Genomic DNA, 10,627 nt, shown 5'->3' with positions numbered 1-10,627 from the left:
AATCGAGTCGAGTCGAAAGGTCGTTGGGCGTCATCGAGTCGAGTAATATGGTCGCCGTTGAAGATTTTTTAGCGACCATATGACTCGACTCGATGTTGGGGCCGGGCCCTATTCCGAGTGCCGATCCCGAGTGAGAGTGCAGATTTCGGAGATACCGGCGCACCGAGCTCCGGGCGGGCGACTCGATGTTGAGGTTGGGCGTCTTGGCGTGTCGGGAGGTCTGCACACGCGGTGGTTGGGGATTGTGTGGTTGGTTGGAGTGCGTGTTCGCGATTTAGCTCGGCTTGGTTGCGGTCAGGGCGTACAGGAGGGGGATTCGGGGGGCGGTAGGGGGTAGTTGCCACCAGCCGGTTTGGGGGTTGCGGGTCATGTGGGCGAAGCGGGGCCAGGGGAGTTGTTCGGATTCGCGGAGTTGGGTGATGGTTAGGCCTGCGGTGATCAGGGCGGTGGTGACTTCGCCGATGCCGTGGGCCCATTCGTAGACGGGGGCTGCGTCGGCGGGGAGGGCGGGGCCGTCGGTGTAGGTGTGGGTGCTGTCGTGTTCGACGGGGCCGCGGCCTTGGAGGTAGTCGTTGCGGAGTAGCAGCTCTTGGCGGTTCGGGTCCGGCTTGGGGCCCATCGAGGTGAGCACCGGGTGGAATTCCACGATGTAGGCCAGGCCGCCGGGTTTCAGTAGCTCGGCCACTACCGCCGCCCATCGATCTAGGTCAGGCAGGTAGCACAGCGAGCCTTTGCCGATGTAGACGATGTCGAATCGGTGACCGTCGAGGGCCGTGTTCGCTTCGTACACATTGGATTTGACGTAGTCCACGTCGACGCCGTGGTGCTGGGCGATGCGGCGGGCGTGTGCTACGGCCTGGCCGGAGAAGTCGAGGCCGACGGTGCGGGCGCCGCGGCGGGCGAATTCGATTGTCTCGGTGCCGAGGTGACATTGCAGGTGGACCAGGTCGCGATCGGTCAAGGGCCCCAGGTCATCCCATTCGAAGGAGGCGAACCACCATTCCGCCGGTGTGCTGCCGTCCGCGCCGTAGAACTGGGAGGCTGCGTGAATGGGAGTGCGTGCGTCCCAGTTGCGTTCGTTGGCTCGCATCAGTTCGACAGTGCCGGAATCGAATTCGCTGTCCATCGGTCCTCTTTCCTCGTTCCGCTCAGTCGGTGCCGACGAGGGGAGTGTTCGGCGCAGCTACTCGCCACCCTCCGTTTGGATCCGACCGTAGTTCCGAATCGGCCGTCCGGACAACGGATATCACAGTCGATCCGAACTTCGCCGACTATCGGATCAGTCGGGCGGCGGGGATTCCCCAGGCCATGAAAGCCAACGAGCAGATCGAGGTGACGCCGAAGACCAGCCACGCTTTGTCGGTGCTGGTCCGACCGGGTCGATGCTCTCGTCCGGTCCATCAGAGTCGCGTGTGGTCTTCGTCGCCATCAGGTCAGAGTCCTTTCAAGGTGACGCAAAAGTCCGTGAAGCCCATTACCGCTCCCGGAACCGTACAGCGTCATCCTGCGCAGGTCGGCGCCATCCGTCGCCATGCGATCCGAGTCAGGTTGTCGGGGCGGCGTTGTGTTCGAGCGGCGTGGCCAGGATCAGGTCGAGTAGCTCGCCGAGCGTGTCGACCTGCGCGGGGGAGAGTCCGTCGAAGGATCGGTGTTGCGTCTTGCGAATCCGGCGCGCGCCCTCGGCGCGGATTTCCTCCCCCTTGGCGGTGAGTTGGTGGCGGACTGCGCGACCGGGGCCCGGCACTCGCTCGATGAGGCCGCGGTCGACCATGCGCGTTGCCAGCGTCCCGAAGGACTGGTCGGTCTGAAAGGTCAGCTGTGCCAGATCATGCAGTGACGCGTCGGGATGTTGCGCGAGATGCCGCAGCGTGTCCCATTGCACCAGTGAAACGCCGAGGTCGGCGAGTTCGGCGGTGAAGGCGCGGTGGTGGCGGTGTTGCACCCGCTTGATCGACAGGGCTACCGATTCGATCGAGGTCATAGTCCGATCCTAACTCAGCTTGTTTATATCAGGATGCTGATATAAGGTTCCTGATATGAACTCTTCGATCACCCGCACCGTCAACGTCGAGCTGCCCGGAGTCGGCAGCGTCGTAATCCGCGTCAGCGAGCGAGGGGAGGGGCGCCCGATTCTGCTGCTGCACGGTGGGGCAGGCTCCGTCTCGGTCACCGCCTTCGCCGATCGCTTCGCGGCGGAGCGGCAGGCCCGCGTGTTGACCCCCACCCACCCCGGTTTCGATGGCACCGAGCGACCCGAATCACTCACTACCATCGGCGAACTCGCTGCTCTCTACGCCGCGCTGCTGGACACCCTGGATCTCACCGACGTCACCGTTGTCGGTAACTCCGTCGGCGGCTGGATCGCGGCCGAACTCGCACTGCTGCACCCGGATCGGGTGTCCGGCGTGGTTCTCGTCGACGCCGTCGGTATCGAAGTGCCTGATCACCCGATCATCGACTTCTTCGCCCTCGACCTCTCCCGGATCGCCGACTACAGCTACGCGGACCCCGATACCTATCGGATCGACCCGGCGCAGCTCAGTCCGGCTGTGCTGCAGGTGATGGCGGCGAACCGCAGCACGCTCCAGGTCTATGGCGGTGCGATGGCCGACCCGACGCTGCGCGGACGGCTGCCCGAGATCACCTTGCCGACCCTTGTCATCTGGGGCGACGCCGATCGCGTCACCGAACCGGAGAACGGGCGCGCCTTCGCCGACGCCATCCCCAACGCTGAATTCGTCATCATGAAAGACACGGGGCATCTCCCGCAGATCGAATCCCCGGCGGAGCTCATCTCGCTGCTGTGGGACTTCGCCGACGCACCCGCGGTCGGCAAGCCCGTCGCCTGATCCGCTCGATCGACGCGGGTTCTCGCCGCGCGGTCCGCGGGCGGCGAACTACGTCAACTGACGGATTCGAACGCCGGTTGTGCCCAACTAGTTTCAGCTAGGTGGACATGACATTCGGCAAACACACCGTCGACGGCGTCGCTGTGAACGATCACCGGGCCCCGGCTTTCCGCCGCGACCGGTCGGCAGTTCGGATAACCGCCATGGTCGCCCTCACGATCTTGTCCGCGACCGCATGTGGCGATACCACGCCGACGAATCCCGCAGCGGTCGCGATAGATTGCCCGGCCAGTCCGATGCCGCCGGGCGCAGGCCGTCCCGGCGTTCCCGCCACGCCGCCTCGGATCGTCGTCCCGGTCGACACGAGCACCAGCACCGTCCTCAACCCCGGCACCGCTCCACAGATCCAATGCGGGCACACACCCATCTCCGCACATCCCGACGTCGCCTATGCCACGGTGCCGTTAGCTGGCGATCAGACCAAGCAACTGGCTATGGACATTCAGGTCCCGCAAACCGCCGGTCGCAAGCCACTGGTCGTGTACGTCCCCGGCGGTGGTTTCGTCATGGCGGACAAGACCGGAAACCTCGCACTACGCACCTTCGTCGCCGAGGCGGGCTACGTCGTCGCCAGCATCCAGTACCGAGTCCAACCCGACGGCGCGACATACGCCGACAGCATCTCCGACGTGAAGGCCGCCATCCGATACCTGCGGGCGCACGCCGCCGACTACGACATCGATCCAGGCAAGGTCGGTGTCTGGGGCGACTCCGCGGGTGGCTACCTGGCCGCCATGACCGGAGTCACCAACGGCGACAAGCGCTTTGACATCGGCGCGGACCTGAATCAGCGCAGCGACGTGCAAGCGGTGATCGACAAGTTCGGCGCCTCCGACCTGTCCCGCCTGCAGTCCGACTTCGACCCGGACACACAGCAGGCCATGGCACCCTTGCTCGCCTCGACCGCCAAGTACGTCAACGGACCCACCAGCACAACACCACTCACCGGGGATCCCGCAGCCGTTGCCGCTGCGAATCCCGTCACCCACATCCAGCCGACCGCCCCGCCATTCGTGATCTTCCACGGCAACCAAGACACCACCATCTCGCCGAGCCAAACCCTCATCCTCCACAACGCATTGGTCGCCGCAGGCGTGAACAGCACCCGCTACATCATCGACGGCGCGGCCCACGGCGACGTGGCCTTCACCGGCAACCCACAGAACTCGCTGCAATGGACGACCCAGGAAGTCGCCGGTCGGCTCGTCAGTTTCCTTGCGCAGCAACTGAAGTGATAAGCGATGCCGCCTCTCTCCTGACGAAAGCGTTGGGCGCGTTGACAAGTCGTTGCCCCGTGGGGCATTACGTCCGGTCAGCCTGTGGGAGAGTCGAGTTGGGCGAGGGTGGCGTTGGAGGGTTGACGGGTGTGCTGGAGGTCCTCGGCGACGGACTCGGCGTCGCGGAGGACGCGAACTGCATTGTGCCAGGTAAGTTTTCCGATGTCGGTTTCGGACCAGCCGCGGTCCAGGAGTTCGGCGATCAGGTTGGGGTAGTCGGCGACGGTGTCCAAGCCGGAGGGGAGGTAGTTGGTGCCGTCGAAGTCGCTGCCGAGGCCGATGTGGTCGATGCCGACCACCTCGCGTAGGTGATCGATATGGTCGGCGACCATCGCTACGGTCACCGGTGGGCGGGGGTGGGTGGACTCGAAGGTCCGGCGGCATTCGGTGGCTTCCGGGGACCAGTCCATGCGGTGGAAGCCGTTGGCTTGGGCGTATTCGTCGGCTGCGGCGCCCCAGTCCTTGGCGGCGGGAAGTAGAAAGTTGCCGACGAAGGCGGCCATTGCTACACCGCCGTTGGTGGGCAGCGTGGCCAGGACGTCGTCGGGGATGTTGCGGGGGTGGTCGCAGAGTGCGCGAGCGCAGGAGTGCGAAAAGATCACGGGGGCTTCGGAAATCGTGATCGCCGCGCGCATCGTGTCAGGGGAGACGTGGGAGAGGTCGACCAGCATGCCGACGCGGTTCATCTCCCGGACCACCTCGGCGCCGAATGCGGTGAGCCCGCCCGCTTTCGGCTCGTCGGTGGCCGAATCCGCCCACGGCACATTGTCGTTGTGTGTGAGGGTCAGGTAGCGCACGCCCAAACGATGCAGGGCTCGCAGGGTCGCGAGCGAGCTGTTGATGCTGTGCCCACCCTCGGCGCCGATCAGCGATGCAATCCGGCCCGCGGCGCGCGCCGCCTCCATTTCGTCAGCGGTACCAGCCAATTGCAGCTGATCCGGGAACCGATCGGTCAACGCCCGGACAAAGTCGATCTGCTCCAGAGTCGCGCTGACGGCGGCATCCCCGGCCAAGTTGCTGGGCACATACACCGACCAGAACTGCGCACCGACCCCACCGGCGCGAAGCCGACCGAGATCGGTGTGCAACCGTCCACTCTGATCCGTCGCCAGATCAACAGCGTCGAGATCGTAGCCGGCTTCGATCCGCATGGCCCACGGCAGATCGTTGTGCCCGTCCACGACCGGGGTATCGCGGAGGATGGCATGCGCACGAGCGAGCAGAGGAGAAGTCACGACTCCGTTCTATACGTGCGCCGCAACCGTGTCGAATGCTTTGGCCGGGATGGGCTTGGTCATTATGCTGGTGCTACTGCTCGCCAACGGGCTGGGTGACGGCGGCAATCACGGTGGCGGACCGGACATTCGGGGACTGCGGATTGAATCCGTACCGAGTCTGGTCATCGCGTAGGCGGGTCGGTGCCGGGAAGCTTGGTCGTTCCCGCGGGCCGATCACCCTTGCGGGCAGGCGTTCGCGCTGTGTGCCGGGCAGATTCGCTCGGTGTTGGCCGCCAGTTGGGTGAAATCCGCCGGGCCCCTGTTCCAGCCGGTCAGCGAGGACTTGAACTCGATCAGCGAACCGCTGCTGAAGCCCTTCTTGGTGTACATCGAGATGATGAACGGGAGGTCGACGGACTGCTCGCTGCCGGTGCACGCCGGCACCTTCCGGTCGGCGTCGGACTTCGCGTCACCGTTGCTGATCGTGGTGGCGGTGACTGTGACCTGATGAATCTGCAGGTTGTCCTTCGGACAGGTGTAGAAGACCCTGACCCTCATGTTCCCCGTTTGCTCTGTGTGCGCGTACATCTCGATGTATTCGCCGGCACCGCTTATTCGGATCGTCGAGGCCGGTGTATCGGCGACCGCGGTAGGTAATGCCGGAACGACAGCGGCGGCCACCGCCACCGCACAGGTTCCGAATATGGCACGTCCGGACAGGCACTTCACCATCACAGCGCTCCTCGCGGGTAGTCGTCCCGCCCTGCGGCGCACGACCGATCAGGGCAGCTCTAGGAGCGATTCGTTGCCACCGAGCGTAAGGATTGGTCCGGTCACCGTCGCGGCCGCAAAGGAAAGAGATTGCATTGCTTGGCCTTTGGGAGTCTCACTGCCGTCGGCCTACTGATTGTCGCAGTGCGGCAACGCTTTCCTATCCGGCTGAGGTCGGCCCGGCCGTCGCCAGTGGGAGGGGCGACGGGGAGAGCCAGGGCAGCAGCCAGGCGACGTCGCCGTCTTCGATGTCGGTCTCGCAGGTGGCGCAGTGGCGTCGGTCCTGGCTGATCTGACCGCAGGGGGTGTGCACGGTTTGGGCCATGGTGGCGGGTTTTGCGGGGTTGACGAATTCGCAGGCCCATTCCGATAGGGCTTCGAAGACGGGGCGGAGGGCTACGCCTGCGGGGGTGATGACGTAGTGCTGGCGGGTGCGGTTGCCGTCGAGGTAGGGCGCTTTGGTCAGTAGTCCTGCGTCGATTAGGCGGGCGAGGCGGGCGGACAGGATGTTGTCGGCGATGCCGAGGTCGTTGCGGAACTGGTCGAAGCGGGTCTGGCCGAGTACGGCGTTGCGCATGATCAGCAGTGACCAGCGGTCGCCGAGGACGTCGGCCGCGCGGCCGATCGGGCAGGGGCCGGATGACGTGTCCTTGACGGGCATCCCGTGCCTCCTTCGGTCTGCGACTTGCTACTTGCAAGTGACAAGTAGTCATGTTAGCGTCTGGCATCTGACTTGCAAAGTGCAAGTCAGATCATCCGGCCGATCGGCTGTAGAAAGGGGAGCGTTCTCATGACGCACAACATCGACGGTTCCGTCGTCCTCATCACCGGTGCCAACGGCGGACTCGGGCAAGAGTTCGTCGCCCAGGTCCTGGCGCGCGGCGCGCGGAAGGTTTATGCCAGCGCCCGAAAGCCGCTCGAGTGGAACGACTCTCGCGTCGTGCCGCTCGTTCTCGACGTCACCGATCATGCCTCGGTCGCGGCCGCCGCCGAGAGCGCGGCCGACGTCACCGTGGTCATCAACAACGCGGGTGCCAGCTCGCCGGGACCGCTGTCCGAAGCCGCGAGCGACGATGTCCGCGCCCTGTTCGACACCAACTTCTTCGGTGCCCTTGATGTCGCAACCACGTTCGCGCCGATACTGCGCCGCAATGGGGGTGGGGTGCTGGTCAACGTGCTGTCGGTGCTCAGCTGGATCGGCATCGGCAACGCCTACAGCGCCTCGAAGGCGGCCCTGTGGTCGGCGACCAACTCGCTTCGCCTCGAACTCGCGCCGCACGGAACGCACGTTGTCGGACTGCACCTCGGCTACACCGACACCCCGATGACGGCGCGTCTCGACGTACCGAAGAACGACCCGGCCGACATCGTGCGGATCGCGCTCGACGGCGTCGAAGCGGGCGAACTCGAGATCCTCGCAGACGACGTCAGCGCGCAGGTGAAGCACAATCTCTCGGCGCCGATCGAAACCATGTACCCGCAACTGGTCGCGGGCTGACTTCGATACTGGTCAACTCGTGCACTTGATGGTTTGCTGTATGTTGCCTGTCGCTCTATGAGATGACGCTGTTGCTGGTTTGTTTCCTCCCGGGCCGAGTGCGACGAAGGGACCACGATGAGCACAGAACTTTCCACGGCCGACGCGATCTCGCCGTCATCGGCCCGGGTCAGGGCGCTCCCCGCGATCGACCGCGACGGCGAGGCAGGCCGCGCGGCGCGAGCGCGTGCCCCGCGAAGATCTGCGGGACAGTGGAATCCGAGTGAACGCACCGTGTCGGCGCTGGGCAGGTTGCAAGCCCAGGAAGCGGTGCGTGACGCCGAGTTGCTTCCGTTGCGGTACGCCAGGATGTCGTCGTCGGCGTGGGCGTATCTGCGGGGCGCGGCGGCGGTGATGGCCGCGGACCTGGCTACCCGCGAGCATTCCGGATTGACGGTGCAGATGTGCGGGGATGCGCACATCCTCAACTTCGGATTGTGGGCATCGCCGGAACGGCAATTGCTGTTCGATGCGCGCGACTTCGACGAGACACTGCCCGGCCCGTTCGAGTGGGACCTCAAACGCCTCTGCACGAGTGTGTATGTGCTCGCCGCCACCGAGGGGATCGCGACATCGACGGCGGACGCGGCGGCCGCGGCGGCGATCGACGGCTATCGCTCGGCGATGCGCCGTTATGCGCAATTGGGTGAACTCGAGGTGTGGTACGACCTGATCACCGCGGATGTGCCGCTGCGGCACCTCACCTCCCAGTTCGCCAAAGACGCGAAGAAAACGATCGGCAAGGAGAGCAAGAAACGCTCGCAAGAAGGTACGGCCCGTCAGTTGGTCACCGAAGAGAACGGGCAGCGCCGTATTGTCGATGATCCGATCAAACGCCGCCATGTCGATCTCACCGATGCGGATGAGATCAGGGTGTATGAACAAATCTTCGACACCTACTTGGCATCGATCCCGCCCCACCTGATTCGGCTCGTCGGGCGATTCTCCCGGCTGGATACCGTTCAACAGGTGGTCGGGGTCGGCAGTGTCGGAATGCGCGTCTACCTCCATCTGATGGAGGGCGACAGCGGGGAGTTGGTGTTCTTCCAGATGAAGCAGGCCACCGCCTCGGTGTACGAGGAATTCCTCGGCCCGAGTGCGTGCGGCAATCACGGCGAGCGGGTGTGTGTCGGTCAGCGGTTGATGCAATCGGCGAGTGACATCTTTCTCGGTCATGTCCGCGTAGACGGGATCGATTACTACACAAGACAATTCCGCGACATGAAGATCATCCCCAGTGGCAGTCGGATCGCAGGCTACCTGCCGCAGTTCGCCGAGACGTGTGGCACCGCGCTGGCCAAATCACACGCCCGCAGCGGCGAACCCGAGGCGATCGACGCGTATATCGGAAAAGGTGCGGCGTTCGCGGCCGGGATGCTCGAGTTCGCCCGAGGGTACGCAGCGCAAACTCATACCGATCACGCCGATTTGGTGCAGGCTATCGCGGTGGGCGACGTGAAAGCTGCTGAGCGGGGCTGGTGATCGCTACCGGTGTTCGCCTGCACCGGCCTGAATATTCGATCGACTAGCGGCGAATCTCATTGCTGCCGAGGAGTGCTGGCCGGAGCGCTGAACCATCTTCGGCGGCAAGGAAATCGGTCAAGAGGTCGAGTAGTTGTGCGCTGCCGTCCAGTGGAATGATGTGCCCGCAATCGGGGATCACGTGGCCCACCAGGTTGTCGGTGATCGGACGCAGTTGGCGCTCCAGGGCGTCGCCGACGGGGTGGGCGCCGATGGCCATGGTGGGGACGGTAAGCCTGCCGGTCGCGGCGGCTTGCTCGATCTGGCGGGCGCTGGTGGGCATGGCTCGGTAGTAGGAGAATGCGCAGCGCAGTGCGTCTGGTCCGGTGTAGGCGGTGGCGAAGGCGTCACGGATCTGATCGGGTATGCCGCGGCCGTGGGTGCCGGTGCTGAGGAACCAGTCGATGTAGGCGGATTCGTTTCCGGCGAGCACGGTTTCGGCGAGTCCCGGCACAGAATGGAAGCCGAACCACCAGGGCGCGCCGCCGGCCAGGAAGCCCTCGGCGCCGGGTAGTGCGCCCAGCAGCGATTCCATCAGTACGAGCCGTCGCACTCGCTCGGGGCGTCGCATGGCCAGCAGGAACGCGGCCGGAGTGCTCGCGTCGATCGCCACGATTGTCGCGGCAGGTTCGCCGAGTGCGTCGAGCAGCCCTTCGACATCGATGGCCAGGTTGTCCGCGTCGTAGCCGCCGGTCGCGCGGGTGGCCGCGCCGAGGCCGCGCAGATCTGGTGCGATGACCCGATGCTGTTGGGCGAGTGGGCCGATCACCTGACGCCACAGTTGCCAGGTGTGCGGGAATCCGTGCAGGAGCAACACTGCTGGGCCTTGGCCGGCGATCGCGACTTCGGTTCGGATGCCGTTGGTTGCGATGTACCGCAACGAGATAGTGGGCAGCGTCACTCGATCCTCCTGGTTGGTAACCATTAGTTACCAACTGAGGTTAGGTAACGTGGATCGCGGTGCCAAGAAGGCACTTTTACCTCAGGTGGTGAGTTCCAGGTGACTACCCGTTCCGTCGGTGGACGTGGCGATGTGTTCGATGCGAAGTGCCCGACGCGTCATCTGCTGGACCGTATCGGTACCAAGTGGGTGTCGATGGTCGTCAAGCTGCTCGCCGAGGCCGCCCCCGGCGAGGTGCGTTTCGCCGAGCTTCGGCGTCGGATGCCCGGCGTCTCGCAGAAGATGCTGTCGGTGACCTTGCAGGGTTTGACCCAGGACGGTCTCATCGCCCGGCGGGTGGAGCCGACGGTGCCGCCGCGCGTGCACTATCGGCTCACCGACCTGGGTCTGTCACTCGAGGTGCCGCTCGCCGCGCTCCGGGCGTGGGCCGAGGAGCATATGTCCGAGATCGACCGAGCACTCGTGCCGGAGCCTTCGCCGCGCTGAGCTCTGCT

At 64.9% G+C, this 10,627-nt stretch carries 12 protein-coding genes; 6 read left to right on the top strand and 6 right to left on the bottom strand.

Translation table 11 applies throughout. From position 1 onward, the window contains the following. Nucleotides 1–274 precede the first annotated feature (274 nt). Both ACFWF1_RS08195 and ACFWF1_RS08190 read right to left on the bottom strand, forming a co-directional pair. Nucleotides 275–1,126, bottom strand: coding sequence for a class I SAM-dependent methyltransferase (locus ACFWF1_RS08195; protein ID WP_379291897.1), 852 nt, complete (start codon nt 1,124–1,126; stop codon nt 275–277). A 417-nt stretch (nt 1,127–1,543) separates the two neighbouring features. Continuing rightward, complete coding sequence (locus ACFWF1_RS08190; protein ID WP_379291899.1) at nt 1,544–1,981, bottom strand: MarR family winged helix-turn-helix transcriptional regulator; 438 nt, start codon at nt 1,979–1,981, stop codon at nt 1,544–1,546. Between the two features lie 55 nt (nt 1,982–2,036). On the opposite strand from ACFWF1_RS08190, the gene ACFWF1_RS08185 reads away from it, so the two are divergent. Both ACFWF1_RS08185 and ACFWF1_RS08180 read left to right on the top strand, forming a co-directional pair. Next, nucleotides 2,037–2,849 carry an alpha/beta fold hydrolase gene (locus ACFWF1_RS08185; protein WP_379291901.1) on the top strand — a complete coding sequence of 271 codons (813 nt, stop codon included), beginning with the start codon at nt 2,037–2,039 and terminating at the stop codon, nt 2,847–2,849. 107 nt (nt 2,850–2,956) lie between these two features. Beyond that, nucleotides 2,957–4,144, top strand: a complete 1,188-nt coding sequence (locus ACFWF1_RS08180) for an alpha/beta hydrolase fold domain-containing protein (RefSeq protein ID WP_379291946.1) — start codon at nt 2,957–2,959, stop codon at nt 4,142–4,144. A 77-nt stretch (nt 4,145–4,221) separates the two neighbouring features. Here the strand turns inward: ACFWF1_RS08180 and ACFWF1_RS08175 are convergent, their stop codons facing one another. After that, nucleotides 4,222–5,421: a dipeptidase gene (locus ACFWF1_RS08175; protein WP_379291902.1), complete on the bottom strand. Its 1,200-nt coding sequence runs from the start codon at nt 5,419–5,421 to the stop codon at nt 4,222–4,224. 49 nt (nt 5,422–5,470) lie between these two features. Here ACFWF1_RS08175 and ACFWF1_RS08170 point away from each other — a divergent pair, with 49 nt between their 5' ends. Then, nucleotides 5,471–5,596: a hypothetical protein gene (locus ACFWF1_RS08170; protein ID WP_379291904.1), complete on the top strand. Its 126-nt coding sequence runs from the start codon at nt 5,471–5,473 to the stop codon at nt 5,594–5,596. Between the two features lie 41 nt (nt 5,597–5,637). On the opposite strand, the gene ACFWF1_RS08165 is transcribed toward ACFWF1_RS08170, so the two are convergent. Both ACFWF1_RS08165 and ACFWF1_RS08160 read right to left on the bottom strand, forming a co-directional pair. Beyond that, nucleotides 5,638–5,961, bottom strand: a complete 324-nt coding sequence (locus tag ACFWF1_RS08165; protein WP_379291906.1) for a hypothetical protein — start codon at nt 5,959–5,961, stop codon at nt 5,638–5,640. Nucleotides 5,962–6,334: 373 nt separating this feature from the next. Next, complete coding sequence (locus ACFWF1_RS08160) at nt 6,335–6,835, bottom strand: winged helix-turn-helix transcriptional regulator (RefSeq protein WP_379291908.1); 501 nt, start codon at nt 6,833–6,835, stop codon at nt 6,335–6,337. Nucleotides 6,836–6,964: 129 nt separating this feature from the next. Between ACFWF1_RS08160 and ACFWF1_RS08155 the strand changes: the two genes are divergently transcribed. Together ACFWF1_RS08155 and ACFWF1_RS08150 are read left to right on the top strand one after the other, a co-directional pair. Continuing rightward, nucleotides 6,965–7,672, top strand: coding sequence for an SDR family oxidoreductase (locus ACFWF1_RS08155; protein WP_379291909.1), 708 nt, complete (start codon nt 6,965–6,967; stop codon nt 7,670–7,672). Between the two features lie 117 nt (nt 7,673–7,789). Beyond that, the gene (locus ACFWF1_RS08150) at nt 7,790–9,193 is read left to right on the top strand and encodes a DUF2252 domain-containing protein (RefSeq protein WP_379291910.1); all 1,404 of its coding nucleotides are present in this window, start codon (nt 7,790–7,792) and stop codon (nt 9,191–9,193) included. A 43-nt stretch (nt 9,194–9,236) separates the two neighbouring features. Here the strand turns inward: ACFWF1_RS08150 and ACFWF1_RS08145 are convergent, their stop codons facing one another. Continuing rightward, nucleotides 9,237–10,133: an alpha/beta fold hydrolase gene (locus tag ACFWF1_RS08145; protein ID WP_379291911.1), complete on the bottom strand. Its 897-nt coding sequence runs from the start codon at nt 10,131–10,133 to the stop codon at nt 9,237–9,239. 99 nt (nt 10,134–10,232) lie between these two features. Between ACFWF1_RS08145 and ACFWF1_RS08140 the strand changes: the two genes are divergently transcribed. Beyond that, nucleotides 10,233–10,619, top strand: a complete 387-nt coding sequence (locus ACFWF1_RS08140; RefSeq protein ID WP_379291912.1) for a winged helix-turn-helix transcriptional regulator — start codon at nt 10,233–10,235, stop codon at nt 10,617–10,619. Nucleotides 10,620–10,627 lie beyond the last annotated feature (8 nt).

Source organism: Nocardia sp. NPDC060255 (assembly GCF_042727395.1).
Classification (GTDB): domain Bacteria; phylum Actinomycetota; class Actinomycetes; order Mycobacteriales; family Mycobacteriaceae; genus Nocardia.
This window is presented reverse-complemented; position numbering and strand designations above follow the sequence as displayed.